The organism is Halovenus amylolytica (assembly GCA_004015825.1).
Classification (GTDB): Archaea; Halobacteriota; Halobacteria; order Halobacteriales; family Haloarculaceae; genus Halovenus; species Halovenus amylolytica.
Window position 1 is genome coordinate 213,943 of sequence record SAYS01000005.1, and the last position, 16,091, is coordinate 230,033.

Consider the following 16,091-nt stretch of genomic DNA (forward strand, 5'->3'; position numbering starts at 1 on the left):
AGGTTTGCACCGGTCAGATTCAGACGAGTTCGCCCAGCGCGTAGACGGTGTTCTGCCCCGTAATCTCGCAGGTGACGATATCGCCGAGGTCGGCGTGATTTTCCGCACCCGGAACGGCGACCTGCCGGTAGGCGCTGTCGTAGCCGACCAGACTCTCGTCTGTCCCATCTTCGACGAGCAACACCTCACGTTCGGTGCCGACCATCGACTCGTAGGCCTCACCGACCACTTCCATCTTTACGTCGGTCATCTCCGAGGAGCGGTCCTTCTTGAGCTGGCCACCGAGTCCCTTCATCTCCGCGGCGTCGGTGCCGGGCCGCTTCGAGAAGCGGGTGACGTTGATCTTCTCGGGGCGGGTCTCCCGGAGCAAGGCGAGTGACTGCTGGTGGTCGTGGTCCGTCTCCGTGGGGAACCCGACGATAAAATCCGTCGAGAGCGTCCAGTAATCGAGCGCGTCGTCGAAGGCTTCGACGACCTCGACGTACTCGGAGACGGAGTGCTGGCGGCGCATATCCGCGAGCATCTCGTCGCTGCCGGACTGAACTGGCGCGTGGAGGAAGTTGTAGAGCCTGTCTTGCTCGGCGAACACGTCGGCGAGTTCCTCCCGCACGCCGTGGACGCCTTTCGGGTTCGCCATCCCGACACGCACCCGAAAGTCGCCCTCGATCTCCTCGCAGATCCGTTCGAGCAGTTCCGGCAGCAGGCTCTCGCCCTGGTTGCGGTCCCAGCCGTAGACACCGGTGTCCTGGCCGGTGATCCGGATCTCCTTCGCGCCGGCGTGGACGAGCGCACGGGCTTTCCGGACGTTCTCCTCGACTGTCGGGGACTCGATCCGTCCCGTGGCCTGTTTCGTGATGCAGTACGAGCAGTCGCTCATACAGCCGCGTGCGATCGGCAGAATGCCGACGACGCCGTCGACGATCGGTTCGGCGTCGGGCGTCGTCGTCGGGCACTCACCGTTGCGGATGTGTTCGGGGACCTCGTCCCAGTGGAGGATTTCGGCGTCGATGCCGGCCTCACGGAAGGCATCGCCCTGTGCGAGTGCCATGCAGCCAGTGATGACGAGATCCGCAGGTGTCTCCTCGTCGAGTTCGGCCGCACGGCGAAGCATGTTGTGCTCGGTTTTCTCGACGACCGTACAGGTGTTGAGAATCGCAACGTCTGCGTCCGTCGGCTCCTCGACGGGGTGGTGGCCGCCGTCGCGCAGCGCACGCTCGATCTGGCGACTCTCACCCCTGTTGGAGGTACACCCATAGGTCTCGATATGATACCGGGCCATCTGAGAACTACTCGGAGATGTCCAGACTAAAAGCCGGCGTTTCGACCGTGACGACGAGGATCAGCCCTCGGTGAACTGTCTGGTAAATATTGTGATAATTACGAACGGAAGTGCAAAGACGAGTAGCGTAGCGACAAGTCCTACAACCGACATAAAGAAGTTCGACCCTCCAGGCAGCGTCTGCAAGAAAATCAGAAGAACGAACCACAGCGTGAGTAACTGAATGCCCATCGATTCGTCCATACTAACAGTAGCTTGAACTAACAGAATCAAATGAATTTCGATAGACACGGAGCAGTCGATCGACAGCAGTTCGGTCATTTTCCAGACAAGATCTCACCGACAGCTACAGAATTTATATTACTCCACTCCTGAGCAGGAGGTGTGAAAATCGGGAGCTTCCGTGGCCGGCCGTCGAAGGCACACCTGCTGTGGAGCCGCAAGGCAGCCAGCGGGTCGGCGAGCAAGCGATTCGACGACAAACTGTTCCGGAAGTGGACGGAACACCACGGCTTCGATTTCGACAAGCAGATGCGGATCGACCACGACCGGGCCGACGAGTCACGCACCCAGTTCCGGTGTGTGTTCGCCTGGGGACGGCGCAAGGGCAAGGAAGTCGAGATCGGTGACAAAGAAGTTCAGCTCGGCAGCCAGAAGGCACCAAAAACCTTCATCGAGATCGACGAAGAGGGACTAGCACGCGTCAAGGCCGGCAGCGTCGAAGAGGTGTACAACATCATGGAGATGCGCTACGACGGGGCAGCACTGTTGATCAAAACGGCCGGCGGCGAGAAGAAGAAAGTCGACGGGAGGAAGCTCTCGCGGGCCTGAGGAGATGCCATAGCATAAGTACGATTAAGCCGTATCCGCGGCCATGAACGACAACGACGACTCCCGAACCGTCTCACGGCGGCTGTTTCTCGGTGCTGTCGGGGCCGGAACGGTGGCACTCGCAGGCTGCGCCAGCGGGAGTGGCGGTGACCCGCAGGTAGACCACGAAGCACCGGTTCGAGGGGATCCGAACGCCGACGTCACGCTCGAAGTGTACGAGGATTTCTCCTGCCCACACTGTCGGACGTTCAATATGCAGGATCTGCCGGCGCTCGCACAGCAGTATCTCGAACCCGGACAGATCCGGTACGAACACCGTGATTTCCCGTTTCTCGACGATCAGTCCTGGCAGGCAGCGAACGCTGCCCGTGAGGTGTACCTCGAACACGGCGACGAAGCGTTCTGGGAGTACAAATCGACGGTGTTCGCCCGACAGGGAGATCTCGGAACAGGCGCACCCGAGATTTTCGGCGAGATAGCGAGCGAACTCGAGTTCGATCTCGACGCCGAGGCGATCCAGTCTGCAGCCACCGACCGTCCACACGACAGTATTCTCGAAGACGACAAAAGCCGTGGCGAGAGTCAGGGTGTCTCTGGAACACCGTCGTTCGTCCTCGACGGGGAGCTCGTCGAGGACGACCTGACCGCAGAGATCGACGCAAGAATAAACTAGACCACCACAGCGCTACCATGCAGGAAGATTCCGAGGTCGCCGTCGTCCGGCTGGGTCACCGGCCGGGGCGCGACGAGCGAATGACGACACACGTCGGGCTGACAGCACGCGCACTCGGTGCCGACAGGGCGATCATCGCCAACGCGACACAGAGCTGTGAGACGGTCAGAGACATTACCGACCGGTTCGGCGGCCCCTTCGAGGTCGAAGAGACGAGCGACCCCCTCGAAATCATCGACGGCTGGGAGGGGCCGATCGTCCACCTCACGATGTACGGCCTGCCGATCCAGGACGTCGAGGGCGAGATCCGAAAGCGACACCACGATGGCGAGTCGCTGCTCGTCGTCGTCGGCGCGGAGAAGGTCCCCTTCGACGTCTACGAGGCGGCGGAGTACAACGTCGGCGTGACCAACCAGCCCCACTCCGAGGTAGCCTCGCTGGCGATCTTTCTCGATCACCTGTTCGAGGGCGACGAACTGGATCAGGAGTGGGACGATGCCGACAGCGTCGTCGTCCCGAAAGAAACTGGCAAGCTCGTCGAAGATCGGTAACCCCGGACGAGTACTGCGAATCCGAGACGAGTCTCGGGGACGAGCGTGGATCATCAACGCCGATCGGCGTCACGATCAGGTCCGCCGTGTACCGACCACCAGTCGGTCATCCGATGGTTTTAACCGGTCGACAGCCCCAGATCAGTGTAATGGCTTTTGAGGAACTGCTCGAGGATCCGGTCATTCAGAAGTACCTCCACGAGCTCGTCGGTCCGAAGGGGATGCCCGTCGCGGCAGCACCGCCGGACGGCGAGGTCACTGACGAGGAACTGGCCGAGGAACTCGGGCTCGAACTGAACGACGTTCGCCGGGCACTGTTTATTCTCTACGAGAACGATCTGGCGAGCTATCGACGGCTTCGTGACGAGGATTCGGGCTGGCTGACCTACCTCTGGACCTTCGAGTACGAGGAGATCCCGGAACAGCTCGAAGAGGAGATGCATCGCTTACTCGCAGCACTGGAAGGACGCTACGAGTACGAGATGGAAAACGAGTTCTACCTCTGTGAACGGTGTGGCATCCGCTTCGAGTTCGGCGAGGCGATGGAGTTTGGCTTCCAGTGTCCGGAGTGTGGCAACGAAGTCGACGCGATGGAGAACACCCGGCTGGTCGACGCGATGGAAGAACGAATCGAGAAACTACGGGACGAACTCGGCACCGAGACAGCCGAAATCGAGGTCTAATGGTCGTACTCGCGACGAAACTGTACGTCGAAGGCGATGCCAGGGAGCGTTCGCTACAGTCGCTCCGGTCGATGATCGACAACGACGTCGGCGATCTCGACGTCGACGTGACGGTCACCATCCGTGACGACGATTTCCCCGAAGTCCTGCTGGAGGGGCCCGACGAGACTGCCGGCTCGAACATCCTCCGCGAGGAGTGGGGCGAGATACCCGAGACGCTCGAACGCGGCGAGGAGTACGTCGGCACGTTCGAATCCTGGGACGAGACGGGGATCACACTCGACGCTGGCCGCGAGGTTCGCATCGGGCGTGACGAACTCGGGCTCGGGCAGGGCGATCCCGAGGCGATCCGGACCCGGTTCGGTCTCGTTCAGCATATGCCGCTCCGGTTCGTCTCCGACGAGCCGCCGCGACTCGCGGAGTCACAGATCGACCAGCTGTACGACTGGCGGCGGGGTAGCGGCCGGGTAAACGTAAACAGCGCAACCCGGGCAGAGGTTCGGGCGACGGTCAACCGCGCCGGCCACGCACAGGATATCGTCACTGTCGAGCGACTCGGCCTGCTCGAACAGAGCATCATCTGTGCGGAGGGAACCGATCCGCCTGGGCTGCTCGCCGGCATCGGTGAGTATCTCCCCTCGGAACTGCTCTGCGTGCTCGAAAACTAACTATGAACCGGAAACGGCTCGCGTTGCTCGCCCTCGTCGCGGCAGTCTTCCTCTCTGGCTGTGGCATCTTCGGCGGTGGCGGCGAGATCAGTGACGACGACCTCCTGCAAGACCAGGAGTACAGGTGGGACTCGAACGCGACCGCGACGTACGATCTCGACGTCTCCTCTGACTCCTACACGGCAGTCCTGAACCTGACGAACAGGGAGGAACTGAAGATCAACACCGAGAGTGCGATCCAGGGTGATCAGTCGGTCGGCATCAAGGCCCTGCAGTTCCAGTTCAGAAACGGGACTGTCGTGAACGCGACCCACGGGAACCTCACAGCACGGGAGGGCTCTGACGCGACGACGATCGAGTTGCCAGCCGAGAACGGCACCGTCGGCTTTACCGCGCCGAGAAACGGAAAAAGCTGGTCGACACCGACGTTCGTCACCGGTGATTATCTGGCCTATCTCCCCGAAAGCGCGCGTGTCGGTATCCCACTGCTCTCGCGTGCCACACCGGGAGCAGACGAGCAGACACTCGACGGCGACCAGATGACGCTGTACTGGGAGGAAATCGAGGACGGCGAAACCCTCAGTATCAGATACTATCTCGTCCGTGATCTGTACCTCTTCGGTGGGCTGTTCGCACTCGCCGTCTCGCTCGGGATCGGTGGGTTTACTTACTACTACCGGCAGATCCGCCGGGCGAAGCAAAAACGCGAGGAAGTCGGGCTGGATGTCGAGGTCGACGACGACGATATCGATGACGACGGGCCACCACCCGGGATGGGATAGCAGCGTACGAGGTCGGCTCGAAGAGACAAGACCGTGAGGCTTTGTAGCATCAGGGACAACCTAGTCGTATGCGTGTCGCGCTGGTTACCGTCGGCGACGAGATCCTTTCTGGGGACACGGTAAACACCAATGCAGCCTGGCTCGGTGAGCGACTGACCGAATCCGGTGTCCGCGTCGCTCGGATGACGACAGTCCCGGACAATATTTCCGCAATCGCCCGCGTCGTCAACGAGTATCAGGCCGAATACGACGCCGTGATCGTCACCGGTGGGCTCGGTCCGACCCACGACGACGTGACGATGGAAGCCGTCGCCGCCGCCTTCGGCACCGAACTGGCCGCCGACGAGGCCGTCGAGCGCTGGCTGACCGAGGAGGGAGGCTACTCCGGGGACGATCTCGCGCCGGGGACGACACAGATCCCGAAAGCGGCCCAGCTACTGCGCAATCCCGAGGGAGTCGCGCCGGGCTGTACGATCGGGAACGTCTACGTGCTCCCGGGAGTCCCCGCCGAGATGCGCGGGATGTTCGGGCTGATCGCCGACCAGTTCAGCGGGGAGAAACGGTACAGAGCAGTCGTCGAAGCCACAGAGCCCGAAAGTCAGCTTCTGGATCGGATTCAGGAGGTGCAGGATCGATTCGACGTGACTATCGGAAGCTATCCCGGAGCGCACGTCACACTGCGAATCGAGAGTCCCGACGAGGCAGTCGTCGCCGACGCTGCGAGGTGGCTTCGCGAGCGCGTCGAAACGCCGTAAGAATCAGGCCGTGAGGTGGCGTGCCCACAGCACTGCGAGGATGATTCCACCGACGAGAACGACCCAGGCCGCAGCTTCGACCGGACCCGCACCGATCCCGACCTGTGTTGCTTGGAGTGGCGTTTGCATACACGACGGTGATGGGGCAGTCTCCTAAGTCGTTCCGGTTTGTTTTTGTCACACTCCCACATAGAAACGGTGATGTGTCGACTCGGACTCGTGGTCAACCCGATTGCCGGGATGGGTGGCCGCGTTGGACTCAAGGGGACAGACGGGAAAGTCGAGGAGGCACGCCAGCGCGGTGCCGAGATGCGTGCCCCCGACCGGGCAGTCGAGATGCTCCGTGAACTCGCCGATATCGCTCCCGACTGTACGATCGTTACCTACGGGGGACTGATGGGGGCAGACCAGGCCCGCGAGGCCGGCTTCGAACCGACAGTCGTCGGCCACCCTGCAGGGGAGGAGACGACCGCCGCAGATACCCGCGACGGGATCCGAGCGGTGCTGGAGCACGATCCCGAGCTGATCCTCTTCGTCGGCGGGGACGGAACCGCCGCAGACGTCGCGGAAACGCTCGAAGCCGAAGATTCAGAGTGTCCGATCCTCGGCGTGCCCGCGGGCGCCAAAGTCTACTCCTCGGTGTTTGCAGTGACGCCAGAGGCCGCAGCACATATCGCGGTCACCTTCGACTCGACGGAGCGGGCAGAAGTCAACGACATCGACGAAGACGACTACCGCGGCGGCGAGGTCCACACCGAACTGGTCGCACTCGCGACCGTTCCGATCGCCCCGCAACGCCAGGGGAGCAAACAGTTGAGCAGCGGCACCGTCGAGGGGCTGGCAGAGGGCCTCGCAGACGAGGTCGACCCGGAAGTAACCTACGTGCTCGGACCGGGCGGGACGCTCGGGACGATCAAGCGCAACCTCGGCTTCGAGGGGAGCCCACTGGGGGTCGACGTCTACCGCGACGGTGAACTGCTCGTCGAGGACGGTGCCGAATCGGATATCCTCGACGCCCTTGGAGAGAAGAACGTGATCGTCGTCTCACCGATCGGCGGCCAGGGGTTCGTCTTCGGCCGGGGCAACCAGCAGATCTCCCCCGAGGTGATCCGCCAGGCCGAGATCGAGATCGTGGCCTCCCGGCAGAAACTCGACGGGATCGGTGCACTGCGGGTCGATACTGGAGATCAAGAGCTCGACGACCGGCTCCGGGGCTGGCAGCGCGTCCGCGTCGGCCGTTTCGAGAGTCGACTGATGGAGATCGTCTAGATTCGCATTTTCCACACGTTGTGTTTTTACGCCCAGTATCCCCCATCTGTCGTGTTTCTACACGCAGTATATTCTTTGTGCCGTGTTCCCGGGGATAGTATGTATATCCTTATCAATAATAAAGGATGTATTGATAAGATTAAGGTAGTCTGAGATATGTAAGGGACATATGGAAACGCGGAAAGTCCAGCGGCTGGGTCCGTCGACGCTCGCGATGACCCTGCCAGCAGAGTGGGCACAGGAGTACGATGTAGAGAAAGGAGACGAAGTATCACTGCGACTCGGTGGCAAGGGAACGCTGACAGTGATGCCGGAGTCGGTCCACTCCGAGGAAAGCGAGGCGGTGATCAACGCGAGTGGACTCGATGCGGCGGCCGTCGAACGGGCGATCGTCTCGCAGTACGTCCTCGGCCGGCGGGTCATCCACGTCCGGGCAGACGAGGGAGAGACCCTCGAAAGTTCGCACATCAACGCCGTCTACAACGCCGAGACACAGCTGATGGGGCTGGGCGTCATCGAGGAGACGCCGGACAACATCGCGATCCGCTGTTCGGTCGATCCCGAGGATTTCACGCTGGATAACCTCCTCGAACGGCTCGAATCGACCGGCTCGACGATGCGAAACGAGGCGATCAAATCGCTCGCCCACAGCAACCCGGATCTCGCCCAGCGCGCGCTCAACCGGGAACGGCAGGCGAACAAGATCTTCGTGCTACTGCTGCGCCTGATCTTTACCTCCTACCAGAATCCGAATCTGGCGCGGGCCGTCGGCCTGACCGACGGCTTCCCGCTGATCGGCTACCGCTCGATCGCGAAGAATCTGGAGCTGACCGCCGACAACGCCGAAGATATTGCCGAGATCGCGCTCGAAGCCGAGGGGCACTCCCTGAACGTCGAGCAGGGGACGATGCGGCGCATCCGGGAGTTCACCGACCAGGTCAACGAGATCACCGAACTCGCAGTCGAGGCCGCAGTCGAACGCGATTACGACACTGCAATCGAGATCCGCAAGAAGTTCGCCGAGATCAGCACGCTCGAACAGGAGATTCTCGCGGATCTCCCCGAGATGGAAAACGAACAGCTCCTGCAGATCCGGGAGGTGCTCGTGAGTCTCGACCAGACCGCACAGTACGCCGTTCGAAACGCAGAAATCGCGACGAACCTCGCCCTGAACGAAGAGTCAGAACACATTACAATCGAGTAAATTAAGTACGGACCTTCAGAACAGCTACGTATGGCCGAGATGACCGAGACATCCGATATGGGCAAGGGCCTCGTTCTGGTTTTCGGGATTATCACCGCGCTCGCGGCGGTTGGGACGGCCGCGAGCGCCTACCAGTCCGAGATCGGCGGGGGCGACGACTCCTTACAGATACTCTCCGGTGTCTTTCTGGCAGTTGCATTCGTCGCCGCCGGGATCGCAGTCGCTGCGGTGCATCTGTACCGGTAGGACCCAACTTTCCCGAAACGAAAAACCGTTAAGACGTTCGCGCACGTAGTAGTTCCATAATGACCGAACTCGGTGACATCGACCGGAAGATACTCGATCATCTCCGGGATACCGTCTCCCGGGGTGAGCAGTACGTGCGGTCGAAAACGATCGCGGAACAGCTCGGACTCTCCTCCAAACAGGTCGGCGCACGCCTCCCGAAACTCGACGAGGAGTCAGAAGACGTCGAGATCGAGAAGTGGGGCCGGGCACGCTCGACGACCTGGCGGGTCACACGTAGCTAACCGTTTTTATAGTTGCTCTCGTAACCCAACATATGGTTGTCCGCGCAGAGAGAGTCGTCGTGATACCTGCCCCGCGAGAACAGGTCTGGGAGTTTATCGACGACCCGGAGAAACGGGCCAGACCGATCAGCGTCGTCACAGATTTCGAACTGCTCGACAACGGAAAGGCGATCTGGCACGTCGCGCTCCCACTCCCGATTACAGACCGCACGTTCCAGATCGAAACGGAAGACCGCAAACGGACGCCTCCGGAGTACGTCGAATTTGTCGGGACGTCGAAGGCGTTCCGGGTGATCGGTGAACACGAACTCACCGAGACTGACGACGGAACAGAACTCCACAACACGTTCACCGTCGAGGGTCGCCTCCCGGGTGTCGAGACCTTTTTCAAACGGAATATTGACGACGAACTGGCAAACCTCGAACAGGCAATTATCGACGATGTGGCGGCCCAACAGGACTGATCGTAAACAGAGGGTGAGTCTCAGTGGTGATAATTAGTCAGTAGATACAAGCCAGTTCAGGGTCAGGTGTCTGTATGGCCGCAGAGACGGATACAACAGTCCTCGTCGTCGACGATGAAAATGCGGTGGCGGATGCGTATGCTGCACAGCTCGAAAAAGAGTACACAGTGCTGACGGCATACGGCGGCGAGGAGGCAATCGAGGTGGTGAACTCTGCTGTTGATATCGCGTTGCTGGACCGGCGCATGCCGGCTGTTTCCGGAGACGAGGTCCTCGAAGAGATCCGAAGACAGGAGATCAACTGCCGGGTCATTATGGTAACTGCAGTCGATCCCGATTTCGACATCGTCGAGATGCCGTTCGAGGATTATCTGAAAAAACCGGTCGACAGAGCAGCGCTCGTGGAGGCGATCGAACGCCAGCTCGAAGCCAGCGAGTACGACGAACGCTTCGAGGAGTTTCTCGAACTCAACACGAAAATCGGGCTCCTCGAAGAGGAGAAACCGACACAGGAACTCGAACGCTCCGAGGAACTCCAGGAGATCAGAGACCGCGCCGACCGTCTCAAGTCGGATCTCGACGAGACTGTGATGAAATTCGACGAACCCAAAACCGCCTTTCAGGATCTGTTCTAGCGCTGCCGCCAGTTACTGCGATCGAAGACGAATCCGGAGAGTTCCGAGGCGAGTCTGCGGGCCGCCCGTTCGCTATCCGTGTGTAGATCACCCGAAACAGCGCCTGCCTCGCCGCCGACACCCTCTGCCTGCGAGATGGGATCTGTGCCAGTCGGGTACGACCGGAGTGTCCGGGTCTGCTCGCGGAGCGCCCTGACAGCGTCCGTGTCGAGTTCGACGTCGAGATGCTGGATATCGTAGCGGACGATGTAGCCACGCTCCGCGTCCCGGATTGCGACGACTGGCTGGTTGCGTTTTGTACACTCCGCCCAGATGTTGCGGCGTGTTCGGTCCGACTCGTACACTGGGACATGCTGTGGGGCCAGTTGATCCATGACCGCTAGTTGGCTGCAAACAGTATCTGTCTGTCGGAACACATCACGCTGGCCGTCTTCGCTACCGAACGGCCTCCGTTGCGTCAGCCATGATATCGATCGCCTCCGCGAGTGTCTCCATATCCGTCGCATACGAGATCCGTGCGTAGCCATCGCCGTTCGCACCGAAGGCCTCCCCGGGGACGACGACCACTCCCCGTTCGATCACCTCGTCGACCCAGCCGTCGGGGACCTTCGGCATCGCGTAGAACGCACCGGATGGTCGCGGACAGTCCAGTCCCATCTCCTCGAACCCCTCCAACAGGAGGTCTCGACGCTCCTCGAAGGCGACTCGCATCTCTTCGACGACGTCCTGCGGACCGTTCAGTGCGGCCTCTGCGGCGTACTGGGACGGTGCGCTGGCACAGGCCTGGCCGTACTGGTGGACTCGGAGCATGCGCTCGATCCGATCCGTTGCGCCGGTGATCCAGCCGAGTCGCCAGCCGGTCATCGAGTAGGCTTTCGAGCAGGCGTTGACGATTGCGACGTTGTCACCCTCTGTAAACTCGGCCGGCGAGCGGTGTTCACCGTCGAAGACCTGGTGTTCGTACACCTCGTCGGAGACACAGAGTACGTCGTGTTCGTCGGCGATGCGGGCGAACTCGCGCATATCCTCGGGTGACTGGACGGCCCCGGTCGGGTTCGCGGGGCTGTTGACGACGAAGACGGCAGTCTCGTCGGTGATGGCCTCCTCGACAGTCCGGGGATCGAGTGTGAGATCCTCGCGGAGGCCGACGGGTTTCGGTGTCCCGCCAGCGATGTGTGTCAGCGCCTCGTAGGAGACGAAACCCGGGTCCGGGAAGATGACTTCCTCGCCGGGATCGACGTGGGCTTCGAGTGCGATGTGTAGCGCCTCGCTCCCGCCGGCAGTCGCGATGATATCTTCTGGATCGACGTCGAGGTCGTTGTCGCGGGCGTGTTTCTCGGCGATCGCTTCACGGAGTGACTCTGTCCCTTTGTTCGACGTGTAGGCGTCAGCTTTGCCCGCCCGGATCGCGTCGACGGCCGCCTCGCGGGCGTGTTCTGGCGTCGGAAAGTCAGGCTGGCCGAGACCGAGATTGATCGCATCCTCGCCTGCGGCCTCGAAGACCTCCCGGATCCCGCTGATAGATACCTGTTCGACACGGTGTGAAAACGACGTCATACCGTATGGGGACGGCCCCGTGGCATTAACTGTTGGTGTCTCTGGCTGGCCGCTATCCGTCGATGCCAGCAGGGTCGACGACGAGTTCGCCGGTGTTCGAGAGTGTAACCTCACACCCTTCGTAGGTGAACGAGACCTGAATTGTACCCGTCCGTTCGTCTCGTGAGAGTATCGTCTCCAGGGCGTCCGGATCGATAGCCGAGTACACCGGCTCTATCTCCTCCGTACTCCGATCTGTACGTTCCGTGATCGCCTCGATCAACGGGAGTAGAAACGAGTCGTCCGGGTCCCAGCTGCGAGTCACCGCGGCTCTGTCGGCAGACGTCCCGTGGTCTGATTCAGCAGGTTCTTCGACTGAACCGACGTAGCGATCAGGATGAGACGGCATACATATAATAATACATTGTAGTATATTAATCTATCTGGCATACGTGTTAGGTATATATACACATAGTTTAGTTATAGATAATTACAGAGTACAACTGTCGTGGCTGTCGGCTCCGTCAAGTCGTGGCTCATTTGTAGCTTTGCGTCGTTGACTCGTCTGTATGGTCGGCCCAGTCGTCACGTTCGGGATCGCCTTCGTCGGTATCTGGCTGATCATCGCGATCCACGAGTGGGGACACTACTACGCCGGTCGAAACATCGTCGGGATTCCGCCGGAGTCGATCACCGTGGTCGAGCTGTATTTCCCTCGCTACGTGGCGCTCAACGATGGGGAGGAGTGGATCTCGCCACGCAATCTAGAACAGTATCGCCAGACCTACGAGCAGTATGATCCAGACGGCGAGCATATAGAGCGGTTTCTCGCCGCCGGAGAACTGATCCAGGCCGCTGTGGTGGTCCCGGTTGCCGTCGTTGTCGGTTTCGCAGTCTCCGTCGAAATCGCCGTTGTGATTCTCCTGTTGTCACTGCTGTCGACGGCTGCGTACGTTGGCATCGATCTGATTGCGACACTGTACACCGGGACGCCATCCGGTGACTACTCACAGCTCTGGGAGACGACGCCGATGCTGCCGATATTTTTGTTGCTCGGCTTCGCCAGTCTCCACGTGACCCCGATGCTGTTGTTGACGTGAAACATCCGTGCGAGCGATTTGGAGATTCCCGACGAAGTGAGAAGTAATGCGCTCACGGCGTTCGCGCCTTCGATGCGCTGCTCGTTCGCTCGCAGGCTCGCTCACTGCGCTCACGGGTCACTACGTTCCCCGTTCGCGTACACCAGGCGCTCACGATGTTCGCGCCTTCGATGCGCTGGCCGGGAATTGAACCCGGGCTATGAGCTTGGGAAGCTCATGTCCTACCACTAGACCACCAGCGCTCGTTCATTGCATTCACTCACGCTGAGGCTCGCGAACCTGACGGTTCGCTCACCACCAGCGCTCGTTCATTGCATTCCTCGTGCCCTGTAGTTCGCAACCCACGGGGTTGCTCACCCCCAGCGCACTCCTCACTGGAAACGTTGTCCCCCTCCGTAATCAGATTTCCGTCTTCGCCGCGGGCGGACCGCCGGGTTGATTTCGGGGACCGACGAACAGTGAAATATGGAAGAAAACCGCGAACTCGCCGAACAACTCCAGTCACGCCTCGTCGATGCTGGCCAGCGGTTGGCCGTCGCCGAATCTAGCACCGGTGGCCTCGTCGGCTCGACGATCACTGATATCCCCGGATCGAGCAACTACTTCGATCGATCACTGGTGACCTACTCCAACGAAGCGAAGGTGGACCTCCTTGGCGTCGAGGAAACGACACTCGAAACAGTGGGTGCCGTCTCCGCCGAGACAGCCCAGCAGATGGCCGAGGGTGTCCGAGCCGGGGCAGACTGCACCTGGGGCCTCTCCACGACCGGGATCGCCGGCCCCGCCGGCGGAACGGAGGAAAAACCCGTCGGCACGGTATTCATCGGTGTTGCCTACAACGGAGCGGAAAAGCGCGTCGCCGCGACCCGGTACGAGTTCGAAGGCCCGCGACTGGACTGCAAAGGGCAGTTCACACAGCAAGCCTTCCGTGACCTGCTCGATGCAGTCGAATCCCGGCTAGACGACGCCGACAGTTAGTAACACGAAGAGGACGAACAGGACTGCCGCGGCAGCCGTCCCGGCGACGAGTGGTTTGTTTTCGAGTGCTTTCCGGTGGATCGGCATCGCCTCGTACTCGCCACGGAACTGATCGAGATTCGCCTCATCGTAGAAGTACTTCGTGCTGTAGAAAAACGTCTCTGTCACCGCACAGCCCGTACAGACTGGCTCACCGACGAGCCGTTCGGTCTTGGTATGGTCGGGACAGTTGACACTCCCACAGTTCTCGCAGTAGGTGTAGGGGCTGTCATCTGTTTCTCCGCACTGCTTGCAGCGCCTGATCCCGTCTTCGAGCGCGAGTCGTGATGGGCCAGCCGCGTAGTACTCGTAGGGGTAGGCGTACTCGCCGAGTTCGAGGCGTGACCGGACTCTGGGGAGATAGACCGGTCTGATCGACTGTACGGAGATATCCGACAGGTTCGGCTCGCACTCTTTCCGGTAGGTGACGTTGTTGTCCCCGGTGTACTGCACCGTCGTGGTGTGTTTCCGGCGAAGTCGATCGACACTCCACTCTTTGTACTCCGTCTCGGTCTGACCGAAGCGTTCGACCGACAGATCGTCGAACGTTTCCTCGAACGACGACTCGTCGAGATCGACCGCTGCATCGAGGTTGGTGCGAACCAGCCGCTGAATTCCACTGCGGGGAATCCGCGGCCCGTCTCCGTCAGCCTGGACGACCAGTTCGTCAGTCTGATCGATGCTGTGGATCAGACCCGCGCCCGTCTCGAAAACTGATTCGATATCCGCACGGATGCGAACGAACGGCTCGAAAACGACCCAGTGTTCGGGCCCGGGTAGCGAGTCGGGATGGATATTCTCGATATCCTGGAATGCAACCTCGACCGGTGCATCGACGCCGCGAGTCGGATCGTACGGCCGGAGTGTCTCATCACAGAGAATCTCGATACGGCCGTTGTAGAGGTCGAGGCCAATCTCGTCCGCGAGCGTTCGCAGGTCGTCGCCGTCGAGCAGTTCGATCTCGTGGGGGTCGCCGTTGGCCTGGAGGTTTCGGGCGTACTCCTTCGCTGGGCCAGTGAAGTGCCCGGTCGTGGCGACCACCCCACGTTTCGGGCCGTCGTAGTCGTAAGTCGCCACAGCGGAGTGCAGTTTCTGGACGACCGGTCTCCCGACGGAGTCGGTGTGTTTGCACTCGACGACGACCGCGTTCCGGATGCCGTCGACAGTCTCCTCCATCAGAATGTCACGCCCCACGTCAGCACCGCGGTCAGATTGCCTGACGTTCTCGTAGCCGAGGTTTCTGAATACGTCTTCCATGACCTCCTCGAACTCGTAGCCCGAAAGCTCGTCCAGCACCGTCATTTCGTTCCCCAAGGTGCTGGATGGACTAATAGCTAGTCAGCAGCGAGACAGTTGAGTGATACGTACCGGATACTGTCACCGCCGGTGGAGTTACCAGCCCCGGGACCGAACGGGGAGTCAGTGACAGAGCATACCACTGACCCGTCCGTCGAACCGCCCGAAGGAAATCCGACAGGGTGGGATGGCGACCGATGGGAACACGCGACCCTCCGGCGGGCACTCGTCCACGGCGTGGCACTCTACAACGCGGGCGCGTACCATGAGTCCCACGATTGCTTCGAAGACGAGTGGTACAACTACGGGAACGGAACGACGGAAAGCGCCTTTCTCCACGGCATGGTCCAGGTCGCGGCTGGCGCGTACAAACACTTCGATTTCGAGGACGACGACGGGATGCGGAGCCTCTTCGAGACGGCACTCCAGTATCTTCGAGGAACACCCCGCGACTACTACGGCGTCGATATTCTAGATATCCGAACAGTCCTGACAAATGCACGCACGGAGCCCGAAACACTCCACGGCTGGCGTATCGAACTCGACGGAATGTATCCGGTTGCAGACGAGACAGATTTCCAGTACGCCGAGGAGTTGGAGTGAATCGAACCGACGACCCACGGCCAGACACAGTGGCCCAAAAATACCAGAAGGCAAATATATCAGTAGTTTTTAAATACCGCAATCATTTGAGGGTGTCATAGAACTCTTGTCACACCGTGATGATCGTACTTCCCGGATTGTCTCCACGCTCGTAGTTGGTGATAGCGACGACGAGGCGAAGGCACAGGGCAAGAAACACCTGCGCTCGTGCGTGG

Annotated in this window: 22 protein-coding genes, 1 tRNA gene and 1 pseudogene; 16 read left to right on the forward strand and 8 right to left on the reverse strand. The window is 60.5% G+C overall.

Translation table 11 applies throughout. The features are described 5' to 3' along the window. Positions 1-19: 19 nt before the first annotated feature. A complete protein-coding gene (locus EOW68_RS05825; RefSeq protein WP_128224214.1) occupies positions 20-1,279 on the reverse strand; it encodes a tRNA (N(6)-L-threonylcarbamoyladenosine(37)-C(2))-methylthiotransferase in 1,260 nt (419 codons plus the stop codon). Between the two features lie 384 nt (positions 1,280-1,663). On the opposite strand from EOW68_RS05825, the gene EOW68_RS05835 reads away from it, so the two are divergent. The 7 genes from EOW68_RS05835 (at position 1,664) to EOW68_RS05865 (ending at position 6,222) form a co-directional block, all read left to right on the forward strand. Continuing rightward, entirely contained in the window at positions 1,664-2,110 is a 447-nt protein-coding gene (locus tag EOW68_RS05835; RefSeq protein WP_128224215.1) for a hypothetical protein, read from the forward strand. Between the two features lie 43 nt (positions 2,111-2,153). Then, positions 2,154-2,783: a thioredoxin domain-containing protein gene (locus EOW68_RS05840; RefSeq protein ID WP_128224216.1), complete on the forward strand. Its 630-nt coding sequence runs from the start codon at positions 2,154-2,156 to the stop codon at positions 2,781-2,783. A gap of 17 nt (positions 2,784-2,800) precedes the next feature. Beyond that, the gene (locus EOW68_RS05845; protein ID WP_128224217.1) at positions 2,801-3,334 is read left to right on the forward strand and encodes a tRNA (cytidine(56)-2'-O)-methyltransferase; all 534 of its coding nucleotides are present in this window, start codon (positions 2,801-2,803) and stop codon (positions 3,332-3,334) included. Between the two features lie 149 nt (positions 3,335-3,483). After that, complete coding sequence (gene tfe / locus EOW68_RS05850) at positions 3,484-4,017, forward strand: transcription factor E (RefSeq protein WP_128224218.1); 534 nt, start codon at positions 3,484-3,486, stop codon at positions 4,015-4,017. Next, entirely contained in the window at positions 4,017-4,685 is a 669-nt protein-coding gene (locus tag EOW68_RS05855) for a DUF2110 family protein (protein WP_128224219.1), read from the forward strand. Before tfe ends, EOW68_RS05855 begins: the two co-directional genes overlap by 1 nt. 2 nt (positions 4,686-4,687) lie before the next feature. Continuing rightward, positions 4,688-5,467, forward strand: a complete 780-nt coding sequence (locus tag EOW68_RS05860; RefSeq protein ID WP_128224220.1) for a DUF5803 family protein — start codon at positions 4,688-4,690, stop codon at positions 5,465-5,467. A 68-nt stretch (positions 5,468-5,535) separates the two neighbouring features. After that, positions 5,536-6,222, forward strand: a complete 687-nt coding sequence (locus EOW68_RS05865) for a competence/damage-inducible protein A (RefSeq protein ID WP_128224221.1) — start codon at positions 5,536-5,538, stop codon at positions 6,220-6,222. A 3-nt stretch (positions 6,223-6,225) separates the two neighbouring features. Here the strand turns inward: EOW68_RS05865 and EOW68_RS18530 are convergent, their stop codons facing one another. Beyond that, positions 6,226-6,351, reverse strand: coding sequence for a hypothetical protein (locus tag EOW68_RS18530; protein WP_431358769.1), 126 nt, complete (start codon positions 6,349-6,351; stop codon positions 6,226-6,228). Positions 6,352-6,423: 72 nt separating this feature from the next. Here EOW68_RS18530 and EOW68_RS05870 point away from each other — a divergent pair, with 72 nt between their 5' ends. The 6 genes from EOW68_RS05870 to EOW68_RS05895 all read left to right on the forward strand — a co-directional run bounded on the left by EOW68_RS05870 (position 6,424) and on the right by EOW68_RS05895 (position 10,324). Further along, the gene (locus tag EOW68_RS05870; RefSeq protein ID WP_128224222.1) at positions 6,424-7,491 is read left to right on the forward strand and encodes an ATP-NAD kinase family protein; all 1,068 of its coding nucleotides are present in this window, start codon (positions 6,424-6,426) and stop codon (positions 7,489-7,491) included. 169 nt (positions 7,492-7,660) lie between these two features. Then, positions 7,661-8,695 (forward strand): PhoU domain-containing protein, encoded by a 1,035-nt coding sequence (locus EOW68_RS05875; RefSeq protein ID WP_128224223.1) that lies wholly within the window; start codon positions 7,661-7,663, stop codon positions 8,693-8,695. Positions 8,696-8,725: 30 nt separating this feature from the next. Then, positions 8,726-8,941 (forward strand): hypothetical protein, encoded by a 216-nt coding sequence (locus tag EOW68_RS05880; protein WP_128224224.1) that lies wholly within the window; start codon positions 8,726-8,728, stop codon positions 8,939-8,941. A gap of 59 nt (positions 8,942-9,000) precedes the next feature. Further along, complete coding sequence (locus EOW68_RS05885) at positions 9,001-9,225, forward strand: DUF7123 family protein (protein WP_128224225.1); 225 nt, start codon at positions 9,001-9,003, stop codon at positions 9,223-9,225. Between the two features lie 32 nt (positions 9,226-9,257). After that, positions 9,258-9,689 (forward strand): SRPBCC family protein, encoded by a 432-nt coding sequence (locus EOW68_RS05890; RefSeq protein WP_128224226.1) that lies wholly within the window; start codon positions 9,258-9,260, stop codon positions 9,687-9,689. Between the two features lie 74 nt (positions 9,690-9,763). Next, complete coding sequence (locus EOW68_RS05895) at positions 9,764-10,324, forward strand: response regulator (RefSeq protein ID WP_128224227.1); 561 nt, start codon at positions 9,764-9,766, stop codon at positions 10,322-10,324. Here the strand turns inward: EOW68_RS05895 and EOW68_RS05900 are convergent. From EOW68_RS05900 to EOW68_RS05910, 3 genes are all read right to left on the reverse strand, one after another. Beyond that, on the reverse strand, positions 10,321-10,698 hold the full coding sequence (locus EOW68_RS05900; protein ID WP_128224228.1) for a hypothetical protein: 378 nt from the start codon (positions 10,696-10,698) through the stop codon (positions 10,321-10,323). The genes EOW68_RS05895 and EOW68_RS05900 overlap by 4 nt on opposite strands. A 61-nt stretch (positions 10,699-10,759) precedes the next feature. Further along, a complete protein-coding gene (locus tag EOW68_RS05905; RefSeq protein WP_128224229.1) occupies positions 10,760-11,881 on the reverse strand; it encodes a pyridoxal phosphate-dependent aminotransferase in 1,122 nt (373 codons plus the stop codon). 52 nt (positions 11,882-11,933) lie between these two features. Beyond that, positions 11,934-12,269 carry a HalOD1 output domain-containing protein gene (locus tag EOW68_RS05910; RefSeq protein ID WP_128224230.1) on the reverse strand — a complete coding sequence of 112 codons (336 nt, stop codon included), beginning with the start codon at positions 12,267-12,269 and terminating at the stop codon, positions 11,934-11,936. Between the two features lie 160 nt (positions 12,270-12,429). Between EOW68_RS05910 and EOW68_RS05915 the strand changes: the two genes are divergently transcribed. Further along, positions 12,430-12,960 (forward strand): hypothetical protein, encoded by a 531-nt coding sequence (locus tag EOW68_RS05915; protein WP_128224231.1) that lies wholly within the window; start codon positions 12,430-12,432, stop codon positions 12,958-12,960. 171 nt (positions 12,961-13,131) lie between these two features. Here the strand turns inward: EOW68_RS05915 and EOW68_RS05920 are convergent. Continuing rightward, positions 13,132-13,202: transfer RNA gene (locus tag EOW68_RS05920), tRNA-Gly, on the reverse strand. A 223-nt stretch (positions 13,203-13,425) separates the two neighbouring features. Between EOW68_RS05920 and EOW68_RS05925 the strand changes: the two genes are divergently transcribed. Continuing rightward, entirely contained in the window at positions 13,426-13,938 is a 513-nt protein-coding gene (locus EOW68_RS05925) for a CinA family protein (protein WP_128224232.1), read from the forward strand. On the opposite strand, the gene EOW68_RS05930 is transcribed toward EOW68_RS05925, so the two are convergent. Further along, positions 13,918-15,279: a restriction endonuclease gene (locus EOW68_RS05930; RefSeq protein WP_128224233.1), complete on the reverse strand. Its 1,362-nt coding sequence runs from the start codon at positions 15,277-15,279 to the stop codon at positions 13,918-13,920. The genes EOW68_RS05925 and EOW68_RS05930 overlap by 21 nt on opposite strands. A 120-nt stretch (positions 15,280-15,399) precedes the next feature. Here EOW68_RS05930 and EOW68_RS05935 point away from each other — a divergent pair, with 120 nt between their 5' ends. Next, on the forward strand, positions 15,400-15,876 hold the full coding sequence (locus EOW68_RS05935) for a DUF309 domain-containing protein (protein ID WP_128224245.1): 477 nt from the start codon (positions 15,400-15,402) through the stop codon (positions 15,874-15,876). A 109-nt stretch (positions 15,877-15,985) separates the two neighbouring features. On the opposite strand, the pseudogene EOW68_RS05940 reads toward EOW68_RS05935, so the two are convergent. Next, positions 15,986-16,091: pseudogene (locus EOW68_RS05940) on the reverse strand (IS5/IS1182 family transposase); the annotation flags it as partial.

Excerpts from the sequence above, each read along its gene's own strand:
- EOW68_RS05825 (WP_128224214.1), bottom strand. The coding sequence starts at position 1,279 with ATGGCCCGGTATCATATCGAGACCTATGGGTGTACCTCCAACAGGGGT.
- EOW68_RS05840 (WP_128224216.1), top strand. The coding sequence starts at position 2,154 with ATGAACGACAACGACGACTCCCGAACCGTCTCACGGCGGCTGTTTCTC.
- EOW68_RS05845 (WP_128224217.1), top strand. The coding sequence starts at position 2,801 with ATGCAGGAAGATTCCGAGGTCGCCGTCGTCCGGCTGGGTCACCGGCCG.
- tfe (WP_128224218.1), top strand. The coding sequence starts at position 3,484 with ATGGCTTTTGAGGAACTGCTCGAGGATCCGGTCATTCAGAAGTACCTC.
- EOW68_RS05855 (WP_128224219.1), top strand. The coding sequence starts at position 4,017 with ATGGTCGTACTCGCGACGAAACTGTACGTCGAAGGCGATGCCAGGGAG.
- EOW68_RS05860 (WP_128224220.1), top strand. The coding sequence starts at position 4,688 with ATGAACCGGAAACGGCTCGCGTTGCTCGCCCTCGTCGCGGCAGTCTTC.
- EOW68_RS05865 (WP_128224221.1), top strand. The coding sequence starts at position 5,536 with ATGCGTGTCGCGCTGGTTACCGTCGGCGACGAGATCCTTTCTGGGGAC.
- EOW68_RS18530 (WP_431358769.1), bottom strand. The coding sequence starts at position 6,351 with ATGCAAACGCCACTCCAAGCAACACAGGTCGGGATCGGTGCGGGTCCG.
- EOW68_RS05870 (WP_128224222.1), top strand. The coding sequence starts at position 6,424 with ATGTGTCGACTCGGACTCGTGGTCAACCCGATTGCCGGGATGGGTGGC.
- EOW68_RS05875 (WP_128224223.1), top strand. The coding sequence starts at position 7,661 with ATGGAAACGCGGAAAGTCCAGCGGCTGGGTCCGTCGACGCTCGCGATG.
- EOW68_RS05880 (WP_128224224.1), top strand. The coding sequence starts at position 8,726 with ATGGCCGAGATGACCGAGACATCCGATATGGGCAAGGGCCTCGTTCTG.
- EOW68_RS05885 (WP_128224225.1), top strand. The coding sequence starts at position 9,001 with ATGACCGAACTCGGTGACATCGACCGGAAGATACTCGATCATCTCCGG.
- EOW68_RS05890 (WP_128224226.1), top strand. The coding sequence starts at position 9,258 with ATGGTTGTCCGCGCAGAGAGAGTCGTCGTGATACCTGCCCCGCGAGAA.
- EOW68_RS05895 (WP_128224227.1), top strand. The coding sequence starts at position 9,764 with ATGGCCGCAGAGACGGATACAACAGTCCTCGTCGTCGACGATGAAAAT.
- EOW68_RS05900 (WP_128224228.1), bottom strand. The coding sequence starts at position 10,698 with ATGGATCAACTGGCCCCACAGCATGTCCCAGTGTACGAGTCGGACCGA.
- EOW68_RS05905 (WP_128224229.1), bottom strand. The coding sequence starts at position 11,881 with ATGACGTCGTTTTCACACCGTGTCGAACAGGTATCTATCAGCGGGATC.
- EOW68_RS05910 (WP_128224230.1), bottom strand. The coding sequence starts at position 12,269 with ATGCCGTCTCATCCTGATCGCTACGTCGGTTCAGTCGAAGAACCTGCT.
- EOW68_RS05915 (WP_128224231.1), top strand. The coding sequence starts at position 12,430 with ATGGTCGGCCCAGTCGTCACGTTCGGGATCGCCTTCGTCGGTATCTGG.
- EOW68_RS05925 (WP_128224232.1), top strand. The coding sequence starts at position 13,426 with ATGGAAGAAAACCGCGAACTCGCCGAACAACTCCAGTCACGCCTCGTC.
- EOW68_RS05930 (WP_128224233.1), bottom strand. The coding sequence starts at position 15,279 with ATGACGGTGCTGGACGAGCTTTCGGGCTACGAGTTCGAGGAGGTCATG.